This is a genomic window from Candidatus Poriferisodalis sp. (genome assembly GCF_965262965.1).
Lineage (GTDB): Bacteria > Actinomycetota > Acidimicrobiia > Acidimicrobiales > Poriferisodalaceae > Poriferisodalis.
The window spans coordinates 3,387,495-3,411,113 of the sequence record NZ_OZ253573.1 but is presented as its reverse complement, the minus strand read 5'-3'; the positions used below and the strand labels follow the sequence as shown (position 1 = coordinate 3,411,113).

The window sequence follows — 23,619 nt, the reverse complement described above, 5'->3', positions numbered from 1 at the left end:
TCGATCTGACCCGCGTCCGGTCGCCTGCACGCTGCGCCGTTCGCCGACGGGCAGCGCCGGTTGTCGGCGGGCCGAGCCGATCACCGACAGGCAGCGCCGGTCGCCGGCAATCCGCGATTGCCTACAAGCAAAGGTTGATGAAATCGACCACGTCGGGCACTACCTCGTTGCTCTCCAAGAAGTCGCCGAGCCGGTGAGCCGGCACGACGTCCTGCGCCCGAGCCAGTGAGCAAGCGCACAGATCTCGGAGACGATCAGAGCCCGTCGTGCATTCGGCCAGGTACGCCTCTCGAAGCTGCTGGGCCCATTCCGGCGGTGGGTCCGCCTCACGGCAGTCGACCAGCGACGCTGCAATCTCCGCAGAGAATTCGAGCGCTCCCGACATTCGGTCCTCGAAGATCTCCAGGTCAACGATGTCGAAACCCTGCTCAATGCGCCCCGCTGCGCAATGACACGGGCCGATCAAGCCGGCGTCGGCAACACAAGCGTCCATGAAGGCAATGAGCGGTTCGATCGCAAGCACTTCGGGCTCGTCGACGCCAGAGGGGGTGGGCGGCACTAGCGTGCCCGGGTTGCCAAGCGGCACGTCGGAGTCCACGGTGGCGTCGCCAGTGAGCTCAGGCTGCACTTCGGCGACGTTCAGCGAGCACGCCAAGCTTCCCGTGGCCAGCAGCAGCACCGCGGCCCAACGAGCGCCTGCGTTCGAGACACGGGCGCCGATGCGCCGGAAGCCCTCAGGCGGGCGGCAGATTCGCCAGCCGGCGAGCATGAAGCAGCACCGTATCGGCCATCTCGGGTGTGAGCCGACCGGTGAACGTGTTCTGCTGGCTGGGATGGAACGAACACACGATGTGGGAGATGGAGCCAAGTGACGGCGCCTTGACGGTTGTGCCGTGGCCGAAACGGGGACGCGGTCGTATGCCAGCGAACCCGCACAACACCCCATAGGCGAAGGCGCCCAATGCCACCGCAACGCGGGCGTTGCTCAGCAATGCAAGCTCGCGCTCGAGGAAGGGCCGGCAGGTATCTCGTTCGGCGGGCGTCGGCTTGTTGGCCGGCGGCGCGCATCGAACTGCAGCGGTGATGTAGGCGTCGCGCAACGCCAGGCCGTCGCCAGCACGAACTGACGTTGGCTGATTGGCGAAACCGCAACGGTGGAGCGCTGAGTACAAGAAATCGCCGGATCGGTCTCCGGTGAACATCCGTCCGGTCCGGTTCGCGCCGTGTGCGGCCGGAGCAAGGCCAACCAGCACAACCGCGCCCGCCGGATCGCCGAAGCCGGGCACACCGCGTCCCCAATAGTCCTCATCCGCGAATGCCGCTCGTTTGACAGTCGCCGTTTCTTCGCGCCAAGCCACGAGCCGGGGACAGAGCCGACACTGCGCGACCTCGTCGCTCAGCACGCGAAGGGCCTCGCGGCGAACCCCACCGTCTCGGTCGTTGCCTCCGACACGCTGGGCTGCATTCATCGGTGCGATTGTGCCACCAGCGGACGCGTGCGGTCATCGGTGACCGACGCTGGTTCAGCGGGTCGGGTGGCGCTGACGGCTACCGTCCACCCGATGGCTGCCCGAACCCGACCGACACTGCTGCTTCTGGTGCGGCACGGGCTGACACCGACGACCGGCGTCGAGCTCTACGGCCGCCGATCCGGAGTGCACCTCTCGGAGGCCGGAGCGAAGCAAGCGCAACGAGTGGCCGAACGCATCGCCGCGACCGGTCGGCGCCCCGCAGCTGTGTATGCAAGCCCGCTCGAACGCGCGCAGGAGACCGCCGCACCCATCGCCAAGGCAGTGGGCCGCACGCCGGCGACCCACGATGGCCTGAACGAACTCGACATGGGCCGCTGGACCGGACGCAAGCTCGCTCAGCTCCGCAAGCTCGCTGCTTGGTCGACCGTGCAGCGTTACCCCAGCGGCTTTCGCTTCCCCGACGGCGAGTCGTTCCGCCAGATGCAGACGCGTATCTGCAACGCTGCGGCCGACTTGGCTGCGCGACATCGCGGCCACACCGTCGTGGCGGTCAGCCATGCCGATCCGATCCGCGCTTTGGTGGCCGACGCGATGGGAACTCATCTGGACTTGTTCCAGCGGATCGTGGTGTCTCCCTGCTCGGTGACTGCGATCCTGTACACAAACGACGGACCGGTGGTGCTAGCCACCAACAGCACCGACGACCTCTCCGCACTTGCGCCCGCATGAATGGGTCCCGCATGGATGGGCCCAGTGTCGCACAGCACAGTCGTCCCAGAATCAGTGCCCGCAGCGCCCTCGGGAGGAACCACAGACATGGCTGATGACTTCGACCTGCGCAATCCCGACACGTTTGTGGCCGGGACTGTCGGGCCGCCGGGGCAGCGAATCTTCTTCCTGCAGGCCAACGGCTCGGGCCATGTGGTGTCGCTCAAGCTCGAGAAGGGCCAGGTCTGGGCGCTGGCGAATTTACTGTCGGAGTTGCTCGAGCGCGAGGGCTTCGACGGCCCTGCAGAGGACGTCGGCAGCCTGCACGAACCGGTGACGGCCGCCTGGACGGTCGGGCGCCTCGCGACCGGATTGGACTCCGACGCCAAGGTGATCGTCGTCATCGCTCGCGAGATTGACGACAGCGACGACGATGACGACGCAGAATCGGCGACCGAACCCGACGACCCTGAGCGCTCAGGGGGCCGAGCCCGGTTTCATCTCGACTACGGCATGGCTCTGGGGTTTACGACTCAGGCGATGCTGCTCGTAGAAGACGGCCGCGACTTCGGCATGCGCAACGGACATCGACCGCCCGCTTCCTGAGCGACTCGGCCCAGCACGACATGGCTCCGCATCATCTGCTTCCCACCGACGAGCACGGCTCGAAGCTCGAGCTGCCAGTCATCTGGGACGCGCCGGACGCAGACGCGCAAAGCGTGCTGCGCAGCGGCGAGATCGAAGTCCTCGGTCGCATGCCCTACAGCAGCAACGCGACGTTTCTCATCCGCATCGATCATCGAGAGACACCCACCGCGGCCATCTACAAACCAGAACGCGGCGAGCGCCCGCTGTGGGATTTCCCATCTGGGCTCTACCGCCGCGAGATTGCGGCCTTCGAGCTGTCGCGCGCACTCGGCTGGAACATCATTCCGGCAACCGTCGAACGCGAGGGACCTTTCGGCGTGGGCTCAGTTCAGCTCTTCATCGACGCGCACTTCGAGCAGCACTACTTCACCTTGGTCAAAGAGGACGAACACCACGCTGACCTGCAGAGAATCTGCGCCTTCGACTTTCTTGCAAACAACACCGACCGCAAGTCAGGACACTGCCTCGCCTCAAGATGGGGGCCGATCTACGGCATCGACCAAGGCCTCTGCTTCGCCGAGGACTTCAAGCTGCGCACTGTCATCTGGGACTTCGGAGGCCAACCGTTCGGCGAAGAACTCGCAGCAGCGGTCACCGCCGCCGCATCGCCGTCGGCGGAGCTGGCCGAATGGCTGCGCCCCCAGGAGATGGACGCGCTCGCCCAACGGGCCGAATGGCTCAGCGAGTTCGGGCATTTCCCGTCCGACGACGGCAGCCGCCGGTGGCCCTGGCCCCTCGTCTAGATGAGCTGTCCCGATACTTGGGAGCGCGGCCTGATCAGCGGGACTTGAGCGTTTCGATCAAGGCGGGCATGACCTTGTGCACGTCGCCGACGATGCCCAGATCGGCCACGCCGAAGATCGGTGCCTCAGGGTCTTTGTTGATGGCCACGATGTTCTTGGAGCCCTTCATGCCCACGAGATGCTGCGTGGCACCTGAGATGCCGCAGGCGATGTAGACGTTCGGCTTCACGACCTTGCCGGTCTGGCCGACCTGCTTGGCGTAGGGCACCCAGCCGGCATCCACGATGGCGCGAGAGGCACCAGAAGCGGCACCCAGCAAGCTGGCCAGCTCGTCGACCATCGAGTAGGCCTCCGGCTGCCCCAACCCGCGGCCGCCTGACACCACCACAGCGGCGTCGTCGAGTTGCGGGCCCGAACGCTGCTCTGCGTGGCGACCAGTGATCACGGCTCGCCCGGCGTCTCCCGGATCGACGGCAGCCACCATCTCGACAGCGGCGGCATCGCCGCCGCACGCCTGCGCCTCGAAGCTCTTGGGGCGGAACAGCGCCAACGCGGGAGCAGGTGCGCGGTACGCAGTGAACATGTCCTGCGTGCCGCCGAAGATCGGTTCCTCCACGACGAGGACGTCGTCGGAAACCTCAGCGCCCACATTGTTGGTGACCACGGGACGGTCGAGCAGCACCGCGAGTCGGCCAGCGGTATCGCGGCCGTCGGCCGTCTGTCCGAAGAACACGGCGTCCGGGGCGGTGGCTTCGACGTGGGCAGCCAGCGCGGCCCCAGCGTGGACGCCGACCAGGCGTTCGCCGAGCCCCGCGAGCGCGTACACCGTGGAAACGCCATGCGTGCCCAGCTCGGCGGCCATCGCCTCGCCGTGCGCCGGCACAAAGGCATCCACGGTGTCGGCCAAGGTCCGAGCCTTTCTGGCCAGTTCCAGCGTGAGGCCAGAGGGACCGTCAACGTCACCTTCGGCAAAGAGCAGAATCGTTGCAAGCGTCATTGTGTGTCGTTCCTGTAGTGATAGTGGCGAGCGTGCTCGCGGGGCTCGGGCGTTTGTCTCGGTTCGCCGCGCTCAGATGACCTTGAGCTCGGTGAGGAACTCGACGATGTTGTTGTGCGCATCGCCTTCGTCAGTGACGATCTCGCCGGCTTCACGCTCGGGTGCATCGGTCACGCTGACCGTTTCCTGGCGGGAACCGTCTGCACCGACGGCGGATGCTTCGAGGCCCAGCCCCGCGAGATCCTTGTGGTCGACCGGCTTCTTCTTGGCCGCCATGATTCCCTTGAACGACGGGTAGCGGGGCTCGACGACACCGGCGGTGACCGAGACCACCACCGGCAGCGCACACTCGACCTGGTCGTACCCGGCCTCGGTCTGTCGCTGCACCTTGGCGATGCCGTCGGCGATCTCGATGTGCTTCGCGAACGTCACCGACGGCAGACCGAGCACGCCGGCAACCATCTCGGGCACCGTGCCGGTGTAGCCATCGCTCGACTCGGTGCCGGCCAGAACCAAGTCGGCATCCAGACCGCCGATAGCGGCGCCGAGCGCCTTGGCCGTGCCGAGCGCATCGCTGCCTGCAAGCGCATCGTCACTGATGAGCACGGCGGCGTCGGCGCCCATCGCAAGTGCGGTTCGCAGCCCGCTCGTCTCCGCACGCGGTGCCATCGACACGAGCGAGACCTCGCCACCGCCTGCTGCCTCGACGAGCTGCAGCGCCATCTCGACGCCGTACGAGTCGGACTCGTCCAGAATCAGCTTGTCGTCGCGCCGAAGCGTCCCGGTTTCGGGATCTAGTTGGCCTGGAACCGCCGGATCAGGGATCTGCTTGACGCACACAACGACCTTCATGACTCGGAAGTCTGCCGACTCACGTTCTCGTTGCCACACCAGTTGTCTGATGGCGCTCGCAAGCTCGCATCGGCCGGAAGTCCGCCGACTCACATTCTCGTTGCCACACCGCAAGTGACCATTGACCGGTGAGACTGGCGACGTGCGTGTCTTGCTGCTGGTCAACGACTCCGCGTCGTCGACGACAGCACGCACGCGGGTACAAATCCACACAGCGCTGTCGCAGCGGCATGACACCGAGGTCGCGTTCACGAATCGTCGAGGCCATGCAGCGCGCTTGGCGCGGGGCGCCGCGATGACCGGCACCGAAGTCGTCGTCGTACTCGGCGGCGACGGAACGCTGAACGAGGCGGCGAACGGGATCGCCGGCACCGACTGCTCATTGGCCGCGCTGCCTGGCGGCTCGACGAACGTGTTCGCGCGCACGATCGGCACTCCCGACAACCCGCTCGACGCGACTCAGTCCGTCCTCGAAGCCCTCGATGTCGGCAACGTCGACCACGTCGGACTTGGCCGCACGAATGGCCGTTACTTCTTGTTCCACTGCGGGATGGGTCTCGACGCCGCCATCGTCGAGCAAGTCGAGCGCCATCCGACCCTGAAGCGCTACCTGGGACACCCGCTGTTCCTGCTCGCCGGTGCACACACCTGGCTGCGGCGCTACGACCGGGCCAACGCAACGATGACGCTGCTCGGGGGAACGCCGAGCGCAGCACCCACAGACGGCTGTTTCTTCGTGGTGGTATTGAACACCGACCCGTACACCTATCTCGGCAGCAGACCCATACGGATCGCTCCAGCAGCCACCTTGGCGACGGGGCTGTCGGTGATCGCGCTGCGGTCGCTTCGTGGCCCGGATGCGTTGGAAGTGCTCAGTGCCGTGTTTCGATCGAGTGGCAGCCTCGACAGCATTGACCCCTCAGTGGTTCATCGCGCCGACGATGTGCGCACCGTGACGGTGTCGGGCAGCCGGCCGTTCGAACACCAACTCGACGGCGACCACCTCGGTGCCGTCGACGAGCTTCGAATCGAGTGGGAGCCGGACGCGTTGCGACTTGTCACCCCGGTTGGCCCACCTCGGGGCCATCACTAGTCTTCCCCGGCGCCCCGGTGGTATGGCAACGTCGCATCCGCTCGGCACAAAGGAGGCTCGGTGATCGCACAAGGAGAACTGTTGCGAGACACTGGCCGATGGCGACAGGAGGCCGAGTGCCGCAACCTGGATCCCCAGCTGTTCTTCCCCGTCGGCGCCAGCAGCGCTGCGGTTGACCGTGTCGAGGCGGCGAAGGCCGTCTGTGGCCAGTGCGAGGTGACTGAACCCTGTTTGGACTTCGCGCTCACGACGAATCAAGCTTCAGGAGTGTGGGGCGGTCGCTCCGAAGAGGAACGACGTCAGCTTCGCCGTGAGCGCGCTCGTTCGCGCGGTCCCCGAGCCGCTGCCTCCTAGCGCGCAGCGATCCGGCTCACGTCATCGTGCGCAGCGGAATCTGGACCAGCGCTAGAGAGCCCGGCCCGGGGTCGCGCCGTCTCACGTCATAGATGCCACCGAGATCAGTGCCACACAATGCCCGCACGATCGAGGTTCCGAGCCCGCCGGATCGCTCAGGGTCGTAGTCGGCCTTGATTCCCACGCCGTCGTCTCGCACCGCCATTGAGACCACGTCCGGCGTCGGCCGAGTGATATCGACCTCGACCCTGCCGATGGGATTGTCTTCCAGACTCGGCACAGCGGCGAACTCTCGGTCGTCGAGTTCCCACAGCTGCGGGAAGGCATGGTCCACCGCGTTCTGAAGCAATTCATTGAGGATTACGGCCAGCGTCGTCGCCGTTTGGGACGGCAGCATGCCTGCCTCACAGGTCACGCTGAACTCGATAGGGCGCTCGGGAAACGTGATGCTCTGGCGCATCGTCTCGGTCAGCGTCTTGGCGACATCGCAAAAGTCGACGTCGTCGGTGGTCTCGCTCGAGAGCGTCTGGTGCACCAAGGCAATTGCACGTATGCGCCTGACCGCCTCTTCCAGAGCCCGATTCGCCTCCCGTGACTCGAGCCGTCGGGCTTGGATGCGCAACAACGACGAGACCGTCTGAAGATTGTTCGTCACCCGGTGATGGATCTCCCGGATGGTTGCGTCCTTGGAGATCAGCAGCCGGTCGCGTCGGCGCAGTTCGGTGACGTCGCGCAGCAGCACGAGAGCGTTGCGAACGGGCGCGTCGGTCAACGGCAGCGCCTGCATCTGCACCGTCACTGCCTGATGCTCGAATTCAGTGACGACAGGAATACCCCCGCTGATCGCGCGTCCCACGATGTCGGGTCCGAGGTCCAGGTCGCGCACGCGCCGCCCCTGAACATTGCCCCCGACACCGACCCGATGCAGTGCGCTGACTGCGTTCGGCGACGCGAATCCGATGCGGGTCGTCTCGTCGGTGAGGAACAAGCCATCGCCGACGCGCGGCGCCTCCTCGTTCTCGATGTCAGCCCCGCGATTAGGGAAATCACCCGCGGCGACCATCTTGGCGAGGCGGCCGAAGGTCGCGATATAGGTCCTCTCCAGCTCGCCCGGGTCACGAATGTCGATAAAGCGCGGCGTCACCTCGCTGCTCATGACCGCGATGGAGACGCCGTCGAACCTCACCGGCACCGCAGTGATGCGGGCACGCCGGTCACCCGGCACCCGCAGACCCTCGCCCGTCACGATGACCCCGCGGCTGAAGGCCTCCGCGACAAGGGGCCGCTCGCTGGCGGCCACACAAAGGCCGACGTGGTCGTCGCGGTACAAGGTGCGGCCCGTCGTGGGGCGAATCTGACCGATGACCGACAGTTCCGCGTCGGAACTCCGACGCCCCGCTGCCGCGTCCGCGGCTGCGCGCTGCGGGAATTCCACAAGACCCTCGGCGAGATCCCCGAGCGACGCGACCCGACCAGGCACGAACAGCAGCAGATCAGAAAACGACAGATCGGCAAGCAGCGACCACCACGACATCAGCCGTCGTAAGTGCTCCCGCGGTGTGTCGTCGGGGATCACGGGTGGAGCCCCGGTCGTGGATCAGTCTGCGGCAAAGCCAATGCGCCGGTCGCCGGCGGGACCGAGCTCGACGAAGGCGAGCTTGTCAATCGGCACACCGACGCGGCGTCCGTTGCGGTCGGTCAGCCAGAGCACCGAAGCGCCGCCGCTGACAGCGCCTTCGAGGGCTTCGACTGTGCTCTCGGCAGCATCGTCATCGACTTCAACACTGAGTTCGCGGCCGCCGTGAGTGATGCCGATACGGATGTCCATGGCGGCAGGTTACCGGCCGGTTTCAGTCAGTTCGCCAGACCACAGCGAATGCTTGCGGCAATGTCGCGCCGACGTACTCGCTGACGGCTGTCCCTACACAATCGTCGAGTTCACCGCCCAACGAGCGAACATTCGTTGTTGAAACACTCGTTTGTAGCCGCTACACTGTGCTCGATGTATGAACGAATGTACGTATCTGAATCGAAACGAGTCATCTCCTATGCCCGCGTGTCCACGGGCGCCCAGGCAGCCTCCGGGCTGGGCACCGAAGCACAGCACCGCGCCGTTCGGGCCGCCGCGGCCGAGCGGGGCTGGCACATCGTTGATACCTACACCGACGATGCGGTCTCGGCCACCATCGAGCCCCAGAAGCGCCGACAACTCGCGACAGCGCTTACACGGCTGAATGCCGGTGAGGCAGATGTGATCGCAGCGGCCCGCCTCGACCGTTTCGTTCGATCAGTACGTGACCTGCAAACATTGCTGGACCTCGCTGCCGACGGAGACTGGGAATTCGTCGGACTCGATGTCCCAATCAACTCCGATCTGGCTGTCAGCTCATTCCTGCGCACGGTGCTCGGTGCGTTCAACGAGCTCGAGCGTGAACTCATCAGCGAACGCACTACCGCAGCCCTCGCCGTCGCACGCAGCCGAGGCAAACGACTCGGACGCCCAAGCCTGCAACCTCAAGAGGCCAAAGAACTCGCCGTGGCGATGCGTTCCGGCGGTGAGAGCCTGCGAACGATCGCTACAGCTCTCACCGAATCCGGAATCCGCACCGCCACCGGCAAGATCACCTGGCACGCCGCGAGCGTCAAGGCGCTGCTACGCACCGCCGAACTCGACCGCCAAGCCGAGGCCAACGCCCAGCGGCACACCGCCGAGCAACGCGATAGCTGAGCTCGGCAGCTGCCTCAGCCGCACTGCCGACGGGTTTCAGCCTCCGCGAGAATCATGTCGACGCGTGCGCCCGTCAGGAATTCAGCCGACTCATCGTGGGCCGCGACAACCTTCGCAGAAGTCGATTCGGCAAGCGTCTCGTCAGCGTACGCATGCTCCTCAAGCAGCTGTCCCCAGCGTTGCTCGGCAGCCGCTTGGTCCAACGCCGCCCGCTCGCATACCCTCGAATCCGGGCCAGCCGACGAGCAGGCGACGACCAGAACACCCAGCAGCACAGCAGCACCGCTAGGTAGCGCCCAGCGACTCACGCGTCGGATGACTTCAGTGGAACCGCAACGCGGCCCCAACGCTTCCACGCAAGCCAGCTGAGGGAACCCGAGACGCACCCGACCGCCGTAAGGGCGACGAGCCAAACCAGCGAGTATTCGAACACGTCGTAGGTGACGGCAATCCCTACGCCAGAGAAACTGGAGACCATCGCCATAGTCCATCGCTCTCGATTGCTCCGGAAATCGGGATGAAAGTTCATCACACCTCCTAGTTGGTGGAAGCGATCGACGCGTACATGGCTGAACCGCACGCTATCGCGACCGGCACGGCTGCTGTCCCTCCGCTACCGAGTCCGGCCGCCGCTGACAGGCTGCCGCAGAGCACCCCTCCAGTAGCGGCGAGAACTGCATTGCGCCAGAAATGCGAGTGCGAGACACTGTGGCAGCGTCGTCGAGTTTCTTGATAAGCGCCTGGTCCGTTGCGGCCGTTCGGGTACACCGTCTCGGTGTAGTAGGTGCATGTCTCCTGCGTATGCGCTGAGGCGGCGGTTACGTCAAGTGCGCCGAGCACGCTCGGTAGCTCAGCACGCACAGGCACCGCCACTGCTAGCCCTGATTATTCACGAGTCGGGCGGACTGGGTTGTCTGGGTCCGCGGAAAGGCCCCTCTGACCTGCGACGATGTGTGTCTGTGATGAACGCATCCGCGAGTTCAGGGGGGGCATCTCCGAGGTGAAACTTAGCAGTGTCACAAACGCGCGTCTGGCAGGCGGCGGGGATCGTGTGGTGTGGGGTTGTTCGCTTTGGGCGGGTTCGCGGACCGGGTCGGGCTGACCGAGGCGCTGTCGGCCGCGGTGCCCCCACGCGGCGAGCGGGCCCCGGTTCATGACCGGGGCGCGGTGCTGGTCCATGCGTTGTTGATGCTGGCCGGCGGCGGGGAGGCGTGCACCGACATCGAGCATCTGCGTGCTCAGCGGGAGCTGTTCGGCGACGTGGCGTCGGACTCGACGCTGTACCGCACCCTCACGGGCCTGGGCGAGGGCGGCGCCGCGGCGCTTTTGGGCGCGGCCGCAGCGGTGCGCGAGCTGTTGTGGGCCGACCGTGACCGCAGCGCGCCGCTGGTGGTCGATGTCGACTCGACGCTGGTGGAGGTCCACTCGGAGAACAAGGCGGGAGCTGCGCCGCATTACAAGGGCGGGTTCGGGTTCCATCCGATGGTGTGCTCCACTGCGGACGGGGAGCCTCTGTGGATCAAGCAGCGGCCCGGCAACGCCGCCGCGAACGACATCGCCGATCACCTCGAGGTGATCGACGCCGCTGTGGCGACGCTGCCCGAGCCCGACGCCGTGGGCCGCCGCGAAGGCGACGACGACAGCGTCGTGGAACGCCCGCTGGTGGTGCGCATCGACGCCGCGGGCTGCTCGCCCAGACTCGCCGCGGCACTGCGGGACCGCAACATCGGCTATGCGGTGTCAGCTCGGTCGGCTCCGGGCGTCCAAGCAGCGATCCGCGGCGGCCGCGGCGACCCGGACCGCTGGCACAACGCCCCAAAGCGGCCCGCCCAGCGCAAGCGGCGCGGTGCTCAGGTCACCGACCTCACCGACCTCGCGGACCTGTCGGGCTGGCCCGGCCGCACCCGGCTGATCGTGCGCCGCGAGCCGCGCCACCCCGGAGCGCAGCGCAGCCTGTTCCCCAGCGAGAACTTCCGATACTGGGGATTCCTGACCGACCAGCCCCGCAGCGCCGTGCAACCGGATCGGCTGATGCGCAGCCACGCCGACGTCGAGAACGCCGTGTGCCGGCTCAACCACAGCGGCCTGACGCGCATGCCGTTCACCGACTGGCACGCGAACAGCGCCTGGGCCGCCATGTGCATCATCGGCCTCGCGCCCCTCGGCTGGTTCCAGAACGCCTGCCTCACCGGGGCGCTGCGCCGCGCGGCCCCCAAACGGCTCCGCTGGGAGCTGTGGCACCTCCCCGCGCTCGTGTGCCGCACCGCCAGACGCGTCCTTTTGCGCCTGCCCGAACAGCACCCCGGCGCCAAAGCGCTCCTCGCCATCGCCCACCCCCGCTGACCCCCCAGCCAACCGGTCCCGCGCGACGCCTGCCCCCGGCGGGACAGCCCCGCCACGCCCCCAGCGCCGCCCAGCGCCGCCTGAGCGCCACAACCGGGGCCATCGGCTCCCCTGCGACGCTCCCGCCGACGCCCCAACAGCCCCACACCACCAAACCGGGCGCAAAGCACACCGAAAATACGACCAACAGAATTCTCATGAATAATCAGGGCTAGTGCTGTGTCCGCAAACGTTCGTCGGGTTGGTGTCCGCGTGGCGGGGTGTGGTTTGTGGTTTGGACGGGGGTATGAGTGAGCGTGTTCGGGTCCGTCGGTTGACCCATGAAGAAGGCCAGGCGTTGCAGCGGATCGTGCGTCGCGGCGCCGGCAAGTCGCCGGGGTCTCATGTGCGATGGCGGCGTGGGGTGGTGGTCCATGCGTCGGCGGGCGGGAACTCGGTGGCGGTGATCGCGCAGTTGGCGGCGACGTCGCCTGATCGGGTGCGCGAGATGATCCACAGGTTCAACGAGTCGGGGATGGCGTCGTCGGGTCCCTCAGTGGGCGGGTGGCCGTGGTCGCCGGATCACGACTGACGATGATGCGTTCATCGTCGAGACGGCCCGCACCCGCCCAAAGAAGCTGGGCCAGCCGTTCACGCGGTGGAGCGTCCGCAAGCTCGCGGCGTATCTGGCCGACAACCCGACCCGGGTGGTGCGCGTCGGCCGGCAGCGGCTGCACGAGATCCTCACCGAGTCAGGCATCACGTTCGGGCGCACCAAGACCTGGAAGGAGTCCAACGACCCCGACCGCGACGCGAAGCTGGACCGCATCGAGCATGTGACCGACGAGCACCCGGACCGGGTGTTCGCGTTCGACGAGTTCGGGCCGCTGGCCATTCGCCCGACCGGCGGGGCGTGCTGGGCGCCGCGGTCGCGTCCCCAGCGGCTGCGCGCGAACTACAACAAGCTCCACGGCGTGCGCCAGTTCCACGGCTGCTACAGCGTCGGCGACGACGAGCTGTGGGGCGTCGTGCGGCACCGCAAGTCCGCAGCCAACACCCTCGCAGCGCTCAAGACCATCCGCGCCCGGCGCCCTGACGGCGAGCGGGTCTATGTGATCTTGGACAACCTGTCCGCCCACAACCGCACCGACATTCGCAAATGAGCCAAGCGCAACAAAGTCGAGCTGTGCTTCACCCCCACCTACAGCTCATGGGCGAACCCCATCGAAGCGCACTTCGGGCCGCTGCGCGAGTTCGTGCTCAACAACTCCGACCACCCCAACCACACCGTGCTCACCCGCGCGCTGCACGCCTACCTGCGCTGGCGCAACGCCAACAAACGCTCACCCGAACTGCTCGCAGCCCAACGACGCGAACGAGCCAGAACCCGAGCCGAAAAACAACACCGCTGGGGCAGACCCACCAAAGCAGCCGCATGACCAAAGCGCGCAAACGTTTGCGGACACAGCACTAGCGCGTAGCGGCAAGATCGCTGGCTGCAGCCTCGGCCGTCTCGCACGGGCCGCCATCGGAGCGGCCACCGCAGATCACGGCAGCGGCGCGAAGCCCGCACCAGTGGCAGTGGCCCGCGACAGGTGCCTCCAAAGGCTTCACGGGCGCTAGGGGCACCGTAGCGGTCTGCGGCACGTGCCTCGCCGGGGTACGGCGCCTCTGCCACCCGACGAACGCCGCGACAAAGGCTGCCATGACAGCGAGGACCGCCGCCAACGTCCAGCCGGGAGACAGCAACCGCAGGGACGGCAAGCCCACGGCCAGCACCGGCACGGGGGCGAGCAGGCCCGTCAAGCGCTCGCGGCCGTCGCGGCTGACATAAACGGCGACCGTGGCCAAGAACACCGCACTAAAGATCAGTCCTGGCAGCGTCGCGGCAAGTACCGTTCGGTCTTGCCAGAGGGCCACGACGCCGAACGCCGCTGTGACAAACACAACCGACCGGAGCCGCTCGGAGCGGCCACGCTTGATTGCCCGCTCCGGGTTCTGCTTGGCCGCGGTCATGGGTTCACGATAGTTCGCTGCGCTCCATGCAGGGGCCTCCGGTCGATTGGTGACTTCGGTTCTTTCATTGGCCGAGGGCTTGCTGGCATGTGGCCTCCACCCACGACCGCGAGCCTTGGTAGGAGACTGTGCTGCCGTCCTCCCGGTGGAGAACGACCTCCCCGATCGGCTCACCGCCGGACGTGTAGCGGCCGAAGCTCTCGAATGCTGAGCAGTACGCCGGCGGCACTTCAGTTGTCATCGTCGTGGGTGCTGGCGGGCGTTCTGTCGTGGGCGGCCTCGGCAGCGCTTGAGTCGTGGCCGGCTCGGGCTCGCTGTTGGCGTCGCCGGTGTCGCTGTCGTCGAGGTCGTTGTGATCCTCCTTCTTGTTGGCCTCGTGCTGTCGCGCCTCCTCTATAACGAGTCTGTCCCACAGCGCGCCGCAGCCGATGTTTGCGCCGATCTCGATGGTGCCCTGAGCGCTTTGGCTGGCGAGGATCTTCTTCAGCCAGGAAGCGCCCTTGGCGACGATCTTCGCCGCCTTGACGACAGCACCCCCGGCCGGAAAGCAGACGGCTTCGCCCGTGCCCCAAAAGAGCAACTCATCGGTGCGAGTCAGTTCGCCGCTGTTGTGCTGGGTGTCCTCGTTGTGGCACCCGCGTATTTCGGGAAACATCCGACCACGGTGGTTGTGGTTGCCCTCACCGCATTCCTCGTGAATCCACGGGTGGTCTCCGAAGTCGTGGCATGACCTGTGGAGATCCCCGTCGACCTGGTTCCCGTTGCGTCCGGTGAGCTCGTGGATGTGCTGGCCGTCCTCGCAGTGCACTTCGTCCTTGTGGTGGCATTGGCCCGAGTTGTGCTCGTGCTCGTGCTGGCCGTTGGTGCAGTGGTGCCATTGGTCCGAGAGCGACGAACTCAGCCGCCGGTAAGTCTGGTGGCAGTTCTGCGAGCCGTGGACATGCTCGTGCCAGTCCTCGTTGCAGTGCGACTGGGCGACGGGGTGGCAGGCCGACATGGTGGCCCCGTTGCGGTTGCGCTGCGTGCCCATGGCGTGACGGTGGGCCTCGGCGTCGCGGACGGTCGGGCCGCTCCCGCCCGGCCTGTACGACGTCGGCGCGCACTCGCCGCCATCGCCGTCCTCGCCGCCGTTGGGCGGCGTGGTGGGGCACGGCGGGCTCGTGACGGGGCTGTGGCCGGAATGGGGCGCCCAGGTGCCGACTCCGCACGGAGGCGTGAGATTGTGCGCGTGGCAGGTGCTGCCGTGGCTGTGGTTCGGCCAATGGCACTGGGGCGGCTGCGTGGTGGGCGGCACTGTCGTGGTGGGCGGAGTTGTCGGCCGGGGTGACGTGTCGGGCGGCGGGGAGTAGTGGTTCGGCGGCGGGGTCGTGGGCCGCGGTGAGGTGTCGGGCGGCGGGGAATAGTGATTCGGCGGCGGGGTTGTCGGTCGCGGTGAGGTGTCGGGCGGCGGAGAATAGTGATTCGGCAGAGGCGCGGCTGTGGTCGGGGGCGGTGCCGCTGTTGTGGGCGGAGGCGCCGCGGTGGTCGGGGGCGGTGCCGCTGTTGTGGACGGCGATGTGTCGGGCGGCGGGGAGTAGTGGTTCGGCGGGTGAACGTGGCTGACGGGCACGTTCCGACAGTTGTAGCTCTGGCCCGATATCGGGTCATAGTCGCAGCGCTGCGTGGTCTGTTCGTGCGCTGCGCTGGGCGACGGGTCTACGAACACGAGCAATGGCAGCAGCACGACCATCGCTGCGAGCGCTGCTGCGGTTCTCTTGGAGATGCCGAGCATCTCGAACATGGCGTTTCCTTCCGGGCGGGTTGGCGTGTGTGCGATTCACAGCCGCGCCAGCCGAAAGGGGGGACCGATGCAACTGATGCCGCCCCAGCGGCCGGCACGGTCGTGAATCGTTCGTTTTGCGCACACCCGGATCGGACAGGAACAGACACGACACAGGTCCTCGGCTGGTCGCGCGCGTGCACGACGCCGGGACGCGAGTTCTCCAGCGGCTATGCGGGCTTGCGGCTATCGCGCGCTGTTCGGTATTCCGGCTGAATTCGCGTAGCAGATTGACTTGACAGGCGCTCGCGGCCGCGCTAGAAAAACGAACGTTTCACGTACGTCCAGAAACTAGCTCTGACCAGCGGATTTAGACCACCAAGGGGCCTAGCGATCAGGGTGCTAGGAGCTGCAGGAGAGCTGGCTGCAACCGACCCGGGTGCGCGCCCAGTCGGGCCGAAGTGCCGCGTAGGACTCCCGGTCGGGCTGTTCGTCGTAGGGGCGGCGCATCACGTCGAGCAGCTCGCCAATCGCTTCGGGGCGGCCCTCGGTGGCGCTGTCGATCGCCAGCTGGGCTAGGTAGTTGCGGAGCACGTACTTGGGATTGACCCGGTTCATGGCTTCGGCCCTGGCCCGGTCGGCGATGCCCAGCGCCCGCAGCCGGGCCACGTAGCTCTCGATGAACTCGCTCGTGGCTGAGCGATGTTCGTCGGTCACCTCGGTGGGCCGGTAGTAGGCGTCGGCCAACGGGGTGATGCGTTCAGCCGGGTCGATGCCCTCGGCGGTTGCCACCGTGGCGAGGCGTCGCCAGAACACCGTCATGTCGGTTTCGACGAGCCGCAGCACCTCGAGCACCCCGGTGGCCAGCTCGCGGTCGGCGTCGGTGTCAAGCCCGGGCAGTCCGAGCTTGGCGGCCATCATGGCCGTCCACTGTTTCTGGAAGTACGGCACGTAGGCGTCGAGCGCCGCCTGCAACCCATCCGCCTCGCCCGCCAACGGGTACAGCGCATTGGCGAGCTGCATGAGATTCCACTGCGCTACCTGCGGCTGAGTGCCGAACCGGTAGCGGCGGTGGGCCGCGTCGGTGGTGTTGGGGGTCCAATCGGGGTCGTAGTCGTCAACCCATCCGTAGGGGCCGTAATCGATGGTGAGGCCCAGAATCGACATGTTGTCGGTGTTCATCACGCCGTGGACGAAGCCGACGCGCAGCCACTCGCACACCATGTCGGCCGTGCTTCGCACGACCTCGTCGAACATCCGCACATATCGATCGGGTGTGGGCTCGGCTGAAAAGTGGGCAAAGTCGGCGTCAATGACGAAGTCCGTCAGTGTGCGCAGCGTCTCGACATCGCCCCGGGAGGCGAAGATTTGGAAGTTGCCGAAGCGCACGAACGAGGGCGCCACGCGGCACACGACCGCTCCCGGCTCAAGCGCCGGGTTGCCGTCATAGAGCATGTCCCTCATGACCGAGTCACCAGTTCCCACGAGGCTGAGCGCCCGGGTGGTGGGCACGCCGAGGTGCGCCATGGCTTCGCTGCACAGGAACTCGCGTACCGAGCTGCGCAACACCGCCAGACCGTCAGCCGTGCGGGAATACGGGGTCGGCCCGGCGCCCTTCAGTTGCAGGGTTTGGTGCTGGCCGGCGCGGTCGACCACTTCGCCGAGCGCAATCGCCCTGCCGTCACCGAGCTGACCGGCCCACGAGCCGAATTGATGACCGCCATAGCAATGGGCGTGCGGGTCCATGCCTTCGAGCAGCGTGCTGCCGGCGAAGACAGCGGCGAACTGTGGATCGTTCACCAGGGCGGGATCGAACCCCAGCAGGTCGAACATCTCGGCGCTGTGCGCAAGCAGCTGCGGCCTGGGCGCCGGGGTGGGAGCAACCCGCGAGTAGCAGGCTTCCATCACCTGCCGGCGGTGGTTGACGGTGTCGGGATCGGCCGGAAGCGCGGCCGTGAAGCGGTTGTCGAAGCGGACCTCGTCCAACGAGGAAATCGGCGGCGCTGTGCCGACGGCGCTCACAGCAGCTTCAGTCCCTCGTTGTAGCGCCGGGTGGGGAGGTGCTCCTCGCACAGCAGACGGGCCATTTCGCGGAAGATGCCGGCGGCTTCGCTGTCGGGGTATTCGGCGGTGATGGGCTTGCCCACATCACCACCCGAGCGCAGCTGCTGCACCAGCGGGACCTGTCCCAGCAACGGCACGTCGAGCTCGTCGGCCAGGGCCTGTCCGCCGCCGGCGCCGAACAGCTCGTATCGCTTTCCGTCGTCGCCGCAGAACCAGCTCATGTTCTCTATGACCGCGCGCACCTGCAGGTTGACGCGTGACGCCATGTGTGCCGCTCGCTGGGCAACTTTCTGCGCAGCGGGCTGGGGCGTGGTCACCACCAGCAGCTCCGAGCGGGGCAAGAACTGCGCCAGCGAGAGCGAGATGTCACCGGTCCCCGGCGGCAGGTCGATGAGCAGGCAGTCGGGATCGTCCCAGAAGACATCTGTGAGGAACTGCTCGAGCGCTTTGTGCAGCATTGGGCCGCGCCAGATGACGGGCTGGTCTTCACGGGCGAAAAAGCCCATGGACATGCAGCGCACGCCGTACGCCTCGGTGGGTACCACCATCTGGTCGATCACCGTGGGCGGACGGGCCACGCCGAGCATCCGCGGGATCGAGAAGCCCCACACGTCAGCGTCGATCACCGCTGTTCGGATGCCGCGCTGCGCTAGGGCAACGGCAATATTCACCGTAACGCTGGACTTGCCGACGCCACCCTTGCCGCTTGCGACGAGCAGCACCCGGGTCTTGTTCCCGGCCTGCGCGAACGGAACGGCACGTCCCTCGGCATGGCCGTGTCCTTCGTGGGTGCCCGCAGTCGCGGCCGGATCTCCGATCAGCTGAGCACGCAGCGCGGTCTGCTCGGCCTCGTTCATCACCGTGAATTCCACGACAGCGGTCTCGATGCCCGCGATGCCACACGCTGCGGTGGCGACAGCGTCTTCGAGGTGGCCGGCGGCAGGCCAGTCTCTTGACGGCAAGGCGACCAGCACCTGCGCTGCGCGCCCGGCCACCGCAGCTCCTCGCAGCATGCCCATCTGTCCCAACGGGCGGCGCAGCTCTGGGTCGGTGACCTCGGCCACGACTGCGGCGAGCTGCTTATCGGCCTTGTTCACAGAGTTCCCTCAATGGCGGTGACTGGGTGGCGCGGCGATGGTTCATCTGTTCGCGGGGCCCGTGTCGCACGCTACTGGCGTCATCGTCGCTGGCGAGATCGGCCAATTCGCTACGGCCCGTTCGCTACCCGTCTGCGTCTGTGGGGCGCAGCCCGGTCTCGGGTTCGGCTTCCATCTCAGAAATTGCGCTCTCGAGCTGGGCGACCATCGCAGGCGGCGGATTGCGGTCAAGCGCGACCCGGTAATGCCTGATTGCGGCCGCGAGATCGTTCTCGATGTACCGGGCGGCATAACCACGAAAGACCCATGGATCGAACTCGGCGGGGTCGAGCGCCACGGCCGCGTCGAGCGTGGCGATGCCGATGGCGATGAGCTCCGGGTCGGGCACTCGAACCAATAGCCAGCCGCGAAGTGCCAACGCTTCGGTATCCAGTGGATCCGCAGCGAGGATCCGGTCGAGATCGGTCAGCGCCGCCAACACGTCGCCCTCGGCCGAGTGAAGACGAGACGAAAGCAGCAGCGCACCGCGCAGATCCCGGTCGATGCGGAAGATCTCGTTGAGCGTGGCGCGCGCTTGGGCGACCTGATTCGCCGCGAATTGACGTTGCGCATCAACGAGCAGGGAGCGAGCCGAGCGATCGATCTCACCGGAGATCGTCTCGCCGGGCAACCGAAGGCCCGTTGAGCGGGCGACGAGAAGACCCGCCGCAGCGCCAATCACGATGAGCGCACTGACTGTGATGACCGAGGCTCGTCGAAGCCGACCCGTCAGCCGACCGGTTCCGGCATCAACGCTCTTCGAAGCATCGCCAGCATCGTTCTCGATCTCAGCTTCACTGGAAGTGACGTCATCGACGGCCGACGCTCGGCGTCTCCAGAGGCGCGTCGCCGCCCACAGACCAGCTGCGGCAGCGGCGAACACCACGACCGGCAACGCCCAGACCACTGTTCCGGCTCCGTCGCCGGGCGGGAGAGCATTCACGTCCTTGCCGTACACATCGGCGAGCTCTGCTCGAATCTCGATGTCGCTTCGCCCCTCATCAACCCAGACGTCGATCTGGGTGCGCATTGCCGCTGCGACGGGTGCGTTCGACTCGAGCACGCTCTGGCCGTCGCACACCGGGCACAACGTGGCTTCTTTCAGCTCGTAGGCCCGTTGCGCAGAAGTCGCCGGGGGTTGCGTTGTCGTCGTCGCGAGCACTGCTGCGACGACAGCGACGACCACCACAATGAGCCACCCGATGCGGCGTACTGTGGGTGACTGGCGCGTGGGCGCTGCCGTCGATGCGGGCGCAGCCTGGCCAGATTCAGTCACCGCGTCGACCCTGTCGGGTCTGCGTCGGCGTTCCATTGAGCCACGAGCGCCGCTATGACAGAGTCAGGATCGTCGGCAGTGATCTGTCCCTGCCACCGAGCGGCGACAATCCCGTCGGGCGTCACGAGAAACGACTCCGGCGGTCGCAGCACGCCGAACGCGACCGCCCATCGGGCATCAGGGTCGTCGACGACGGGCCAGTCACCACCGAGACGTTCATAGAAGGTGAGTGCGTCCGCGGTGCGGTCACCGAAGGGAACTGCAACGAGCGCCCCATCGTGTTGATGTCGCTCGATCCACTCCGCAAGCGCAGGATGCTCTCGCACACACGGCACGCACCACGAAGCGAAAAAGTTGACGAGGACCCAGCGCCGCGGTGTGGCATCGATGTCGAAGCGTGCGACACCGTCTGCGCCGATCTGCACACCGGGCAGCGGGCGGTCGCCCTCGGCCGCGGCAGGCGGCCAGATCAACTCGCCGCGCAGATGCGGCACCAGTTCTCCGATGAGCGGGCTGGCGGCACGGATGCTGCCGTCGTCAGAGTCGCGGGTTGCAAGCACGGCGATGAGTGACGCTGCGGCCAAGCCCACCAGCACCGCGGCGACGCGTGCCGCATTCGGACGCCGGCGGGCGCCGCCGCTCACTGCGTCGCTGCCCAACGCGGACTCGTGCGTCGAGCTGTCGTCGGCTCTTGGGCTCACGGCACCGAGTCCTGCGCCGCCGAGCGGGTCGGGTCCCCGCCGTCGGGTGCAATCGCGTCCGCAGTGGCATCGGCGTGCGCGCTGGGGAAATCGGCTCGGTGCCCGCCACTGCGTCGAACGCGATCTCTGGCCCCGAATCGGTTCGGCAGCAGGGCTGCTGCGATGCCGAGTGCCAGCACCGCGCCTCCCAGCCACATCCATGCCACGAGCGGCTTGATGAGCACGCGCAGTGCCACCTCGTCGCTGCCGACGTCGGGGATCGCCGTCAGCGACAGGTAGACGTCGTCGATGAGGCTCGTCGCCACCGACGGCGTCGAGATCGGCTGGCCGAATTCGGCGAAGCGGGTCACCGCCGGCTCGAAGGTGCCGCGACCTTCCACCTCGACACGCACACGGACAACGCGGTTGCCGCTCTCGAGCCCATCGGTCATGCCGACGTAGGTGACTGCGTGCCCGGCCACCACGCCCGACTCGCCCGGCGACAGGGTGAACTCGCCTTCGGAGTCGAATGCGCCCGAGGCAATGAAGCCGAAGGCGATGATGCCCACGCCGATGTGCGCGATCATCCCGCCGCCGGTGCGCCCGAGGAGCCCGCGCCAGCCGTTGCGCCGCGCGCCGAGCCACAGCAGCCGGCCCGCACTGCCGATGGCAAATCCGCCGAGGCCCAGCGCCAGCACCTGCCAGAAACCATGCGCGCCAGCCCACACCGAGATGGCCATCGTTGCTGCGCCCGCACCCGCAGGTACGAGCAGGCGCCGTGACCGCAGTTCGGCTGGGGTGCTGCGCCAATTGAGCGCCGGAGACAGTCCCATCAGCGCGAGCAGCGCCAAGCCGACCGGCGCGAGCATCCGGTCGAAGTACGGCCTGCCTACCGCGAGCCGGTCGTTCCACACGGCTTCGGCGAGCAGCGGGAACACGGTGCCAAGCAGGACGACGAATGCGGCGACCGCGAACACCAGGTTGTTGCCCAGGAACGACCCTTCCCGCGACCAGACCGAGCCCAGGCTGGCCGGCTTGCGCAGCGTCTCGCCTCTCCACGCAATGAGCACCACGCCGGTGCCGACAATCACTGCGAAGAAGCCCAGCAGCAGCGGACCGAGCGTCGACTCGCTGAACTCGTGGACCGATTCGAGCACGCCCGAGCGGGTCAGGAATGTGCCGAAGATGGTCAGGGCAAACGTCGCGATCAGCAGCGAGAGGTTCCACACCCGCAGCATCGAACGGCGCTGCTGGGTGATGAGCGAGTGAACGAACGCGGTGGCGACGAGCCACGGCAACAGCGACGCGTTCTCCACCGGGTCCCACGCCCAATAGCCGCCCCAGCCCAGGACCTCATAGGACCACCACGCACCCAGCAGGATCCCGATGCCGAGACACCCCCACGCCACAAGCACCCAGCGACGCATGTCAGCGAGCCATCGACTGTCGAGGCGTCCGGTTATCAGCGCTGCCACTGCGAATCCGAAGGGCACCGTGAAACCGACGTATCCCAGGTAGAGCATGACGGGATGGATCGCCATCAGCGGGTGGTTGCGCAGCAGCGGGTTGAGGCCACCGCCGTCTGCGGGGGGCTCAGCGAGGGTGGCGAACGGATTCGCCGGTCCGGCCAGCAATGCGAAGAAGAACACGCACACGGCGAGCATGACCAGCAGCGCCCAGGCCACGGTCGGCTCGGCAGTCCGGTGGCGGAAGCGCCACGCAGCGGCACCGACGTAGCCGCACAGCACGAGCGCCCACAGCAGGATGGACCCTTCCAGCGCCCCCCACAGCGTCGCGAACTTGTAGATAAGCGGCGTGGCGATCGTGGAGTTGCGGGCGACGTACGCCACGGAGAAGTCGTCGGCCACGATGGCGGTTTCCATTGCGACGACAGCCAGCAGGCAACCGGCGCTCATCGCTGCGATCCACGCCAGCGCCATTCGAGCGCGTTCAGGCTGGCGCCGCGCCGCGGCGATAGCCAATGTTGTGACTCCGCCGAGCGCGCTGACTCCGCCGATGACGACGCCGAACGTGCCCGCCAGGGCGGTCACAGGCGGGGCACCTCGAATGCGCAGTCGTCGAGAAACCCTTCGGGCGGCTCATTGAGATCCGGGATGCGCTCCGCGTTGGCGTCCGCGTACTCGTTGGTGTGCTTGATCAGCATGTTGTCGCTGGCGAAGTAGTGCGTGTCGCGGCCTGCGACCGTCACCGTCTCTGCTGCGACCCAGCGGCCCTCGAGCACGACGGGGATCCACGGCGACTCGAACAGCGCCGGCGGGTCGGCCGTATGGCGCACCGACACCGCTGCGCAGTTGTGCACGACATCGAAGACCGTGACGCCGGCGTCCGAAGCCACCGACGATGGCACCACCCGGCCTTGCAACCGGAATCGGCGCTCCGCGAGATCCGTTCGCTGGGCGATCGCCTCATCGGCGTTGCGGAAGAACAGCGTGGCGTTGCGCAGACCCGCTATCGCGACCAGTCCACCGACGACGAGCAGGGCTGCCACGGCGATCGCGACGACCCGTTTGCGTCGGCGTCCGAGGGATTGACGTGCCCCAGCACGGTCGTCGTCGTCGAGCGGGTGGCGCGGCTCCAAGTCGGTCATGGTTGCGCGGGATCGGGGTTCGACTCAGTAGGCGAGTCCGGGGCGGGTCCTCGATCGTTTGTCTCAGCCCCGAGGCCAATATTGAGGCTGTGACCGAGAGACCGTCCGCGGCGGAGTACCCATGCGGCGTACCCCGCGATCGTGACGAGTGTCAGGCCGTAGG

The 23,619-nt window shown here is 66.9% G+C and carries 21 protein-coding genes and 1 pseudogene; 8 read left to right on the top strand and 14 right to left on the bottom strand.

Features of this window, described 5'->3' with window-relative positions:
- Positions 1 to 121: 121 nt before the first annotated feature.
- Together ACQY5K_RS16315 and ACQY5K_RS16310 are read right to left on the bottom strand one after the other, a co-directional pair.
- Positions 122 to 769 (bottom strand): hypothetical protein, encoded by a 648-nt coding sequence (locus ACQY5K_RS16315; protein ID WP_428117427.1) that lies wholly within the window; start codon positions 767 to 769, stop codon positions 122 to 124.
- Complete coding sequence (locus tag ACQY5K_RS16310) at positions 735 to 1,469, bottom strand: uracil-DNA glycosylase (protein ID WP_428117424.1); 735 nt, start codon at positions 1,467 to 1,469, stop codon at positions 735 to 737. Before ACQY5K_RS16310 ends, ACQY5K_RS16315 begins: the two co-directional genes overlap by 35 nt.
- 93 nt (positions 1,470 to 1,562) lie before the next feature.
- Between ACQY5K_RS16310 and ACQY5K_RS16305 the strand changes: the two genes are divergently transcribed.
- From ACQY5K_RS16305 to ACQY5K_RS16295, 3 genes are all read left to right on the top strand, one after another.
- A complete protein-coding gene (locus tag ACQY5K_RS16305) occupies positions 1,563 to 2,201 on the top strand; it encodes an MSMEG_4193 family putative phosphomutase (RefSeq protein WP_428117421.1) in 639 nt (212 codons plus the stop codon).
- An 87-nt stretch (positions 2,202 to 2,288) separates the two neighbouring features.
- Positions 2,289 to 2,786: a DUF3090 family protein gene (locus ACQY5K_RS16300; RefSeq protein WP_428117418.1), complete on the top strand. Its 498-nt coding sequence runs from the start codon at positions 2,289 to 2,291 to the stop codon at positions 2,784 to 2,786.
- Between the two features lie 20 nt (positions 2,787 to 2,806).
- Complete coding sequence (locus ACQY5K_RS16295; RefSeq protein ID WP_428117415.1) at positions 2,807 to 3,571, top strand: SCO1664 family protein; 765 nt, start codon at positions 2,807 to 2,809, stop codon at positions 3,569 to 3,571.
- A 34-nt stretch (positions 3,572 to 3,605) separates the two neighbouring features.
- Here ACQY5K_RS16295 and ACQY5K_RS16290 read toward each other — a convergent pair whose 3' ends face one another.
- Both ACQY5K_RS16290 and ACQY5K_RS16285 read right to left on the bottom strand, forming a co-directional pair.
- Entirely contained in the window at positions 3,606 to 4,568 is a 963-nt protein-coding gene (locus ACQY5K_RS16290; protein ID WP_428117412.1) for an electron transfer flavoprotein subunit alpha/FixB family protein, read from the bottom strand.
- 72 nt (positions 4,569 to 4,640) lie between these two features.
- On the bottom strand, positions 4,641 to 5,420 hold the full coding sequence (locus tag ACQY5K_RS16285; RefSeq protein WP_419920198.1) for an electron transfer flavoprotein subunit beta/FixA family protein: 780 nt from the start codon (positions 5,418 to 5,420) through the stop codon (positions 4,641 to 4,643).
- Positions 5,421 to 5,562: 142 nt separating this feature from the next.
- Between ACQY5K_RS16285 and ACQY5K_RS16280 the strand changes: the two genes are divergently transcribed.
- A complete protein-coding gene (locus tag ACQY5K_RS16280) occupies positions 5,563 to 6,513 on the top strand; it encodes a diacylglycerol/lipid kinase family protein (RefSeq protein WP_428117409.1) in 951 nt (316 codons plus the stop codon).
- Between the two features lie 63 nt (positions 6,514 to 6,576).
- Positions 6,577 to 6,867 carry a WhiB family transcriptional regulator gene (locus ACQY5K_RS16275; RefSeq protein WP_428122737.1) on the top strand — a complete coding sequence of 97 codons (291 nt, stop codon included), beginning with the start codon at positions 6,577 to 6,579 and terminating at the stop codon, positions 6,865 to 6,867.
- A gap of 16 nt (positions 6,868 to 6,883) precedes the next feature.
- Here the strand turns inward: ACQY5K_RS16275 and ACQY5K_RS16270 are convergent, their stop codons facing one another.
- Complete coding sequence (locus ACQY5K_RS16270; protein ID WP_428117406.1) at positions 6,884 to 8,443, bottom strand: sensor histidine kinase; 1,560 nt, start codon at positions 8,441 to 8,443, stop codon at positions 6,884 to 6,886.
- Between the two features lie 21 nt (positions 8,444 to 8,464).
- A complete protein-coding gene (locus ACQY5K_RS16265) occupies positions 8,465 to 8,695 on the bottom strand; it encodes a DUF3107 domain-containing protein (RefSeq protein ID WP_419920194.1) in 231 nt (76 codons plus the stop codon).
- Positions 8,696 to 8,869: 174 nt separating this feature from the next.
- Here ACQY5K_RS16265 and ACQY5K_RS16260 point away from each other — a divergent pair, with 174 nt between their 5' ends.
- From ACQY5K_RS16260 to ACQY5K_RS16250, 3 genes and pseudogenes are all read left to right on the top strand, one after another.
- Complete coding sequence (locus ACQY5K_RS16260; protein ID WP_428117403.1) at positions 8,870 to 9,595, top strand: recombinase family protein; 726 nt, start codon at positions 8,870 to 8,872, stop codon at positions 9,593 to 9,595.
- A 1,056-nt stretch (positions 9,596 to 10,651) separates the two neighbouring features.
- Positions 10,652 to 11,938 (top strand): IS1380 family transposase, encoded by a 1,287-nt coding sequence (locus ACQY5K_RS16255; protein ID WP_428117401.1) that lies wholly within the window; start codon positions 10,652 to 10,654, stop codon positions 11,936 to 11,938.
- 286 nt (positions 11,939 to 12,224) lie between these two features.
- Positions 12,225 to 13,356: pseudogene (locus tag ACQY5K_RS16250) on the top strand (IS630 family transposase).
- Between the two features lie 31 nt (positions 13,357 to 13,387).
- Here ACQY5K_RS16250 and ACQY5K_RS16245 read toward each other — a convergent pair.
- From ACQY5K_RS16245 to ACQY5K_RS16210, 8 genes are all read right to left on the bottom strand, one after another.
- The gene (locus ACQY5K_RS16245) at positions 13,388 to 13,933 is read right to left on the bottom strand and encodes a hypothetical protein (RefSeq protein ID WP_428117399.1); all 546 of its coding nucleotides are present in this window, start codon (positions 13,931 to 13,933) and stop codon (positions 13,388 to 13,390) included.
- Positions 13,934 to 13,997: 64 nt separating this feature from the next.
- Positions 13,998 to 15,713 (bottom strand): hypothetical protein, encoded by a 1,716-nt coding sequence (locus ACQY5K_RS16240; RefSeq protein ID WP_428117397.1) that lies wholly within the window; start codon positions 15,711 to 15,713, stop codon positions 13,998 to 14,000.
- 381 nt (positions 15,714 to 16,094) lie between these two features.
- Entirely contained in the window at positions 16,095 to 17,714 is a 1,620-nt protein-coding gene (locus ACQY5K_RS16235; protein ID WP_428117394.1) for a protein adenylyltransferase SelO, read from the bottom strand.
- A complete protein-coding gene (locus ACQY5K_RS16230; RefSeq protein ID WP_419920190.1) occupies positions 17,711 to 18,853 on the bottom strand; it encodes an Mrp/NBP35 family ATP-binding protein in 1,143 nt (380 codons plus the stop codon). Before ACQY5K_RS16230 ends, ACQY5K_RS16235 begins: the two co-directional genes overlap by 4 nt.
- 124 nt (positions 18,854 to 18,977) lie before the next feature.
- Positions 18,978 to 20,168: a cytochrome c-type biogenesis protein CcmH gene (locus ACQY5K_RS16225; protein ID WP_428117390.1), complete on the bottom strand. Its 1,191-nt coding sequence runs from the start codon at positions 20,166 to 20,168 to the stop codon at positions 18,978 to 18,980.
- Positions 20,165 to 20,869, bottom strand: a complete 705-nt coding sequence (locus ACQY5K_RS16220) for a TlpA family protein disulfide reductase (protein WP_428117388.1) — start codon at positions 20,867 to 20,869, stop codon at positions 20,165 to 20,167. Before ACQY5K_RS16220 ends, ACQY5K_RS16225 begins: the two co-directional genes overlap by 4 nt.
- The gene (locus ACQY5K_RS16215) at positions 20,866 to 22,899 is read right to left on the bottom strand and encodes a heme lyase CcmF/NrfE family subunit (protein ID WP_428117385.1); all 2,034 of its coding nucleotides are present in this window, start codon (positions 22,897 to 22,899) and stop codon (positions 20,866 to 20,868) included. The genes ACQY5K_RS16220 and ACQY5K_RS16215 overlap by 4 nt, the downstream gene beginning before the upstream one ends.
- Entirely contained in the window at positions 22,896 to 23,456 is a 561-nt protein-coding gene (locus tag ACQY5K_RS16210) for a cytochrome c maturation protein CcmE (protein WP_428117382.1), read from the bottom strand. Before ACQY5K_RS16210 ends, ACQY5K_RS16215 begins: the two co-directional genes overlap by 4 nt.
- Positions 23,457 to 23,619 lie beyond the last annotated feature (163 nt).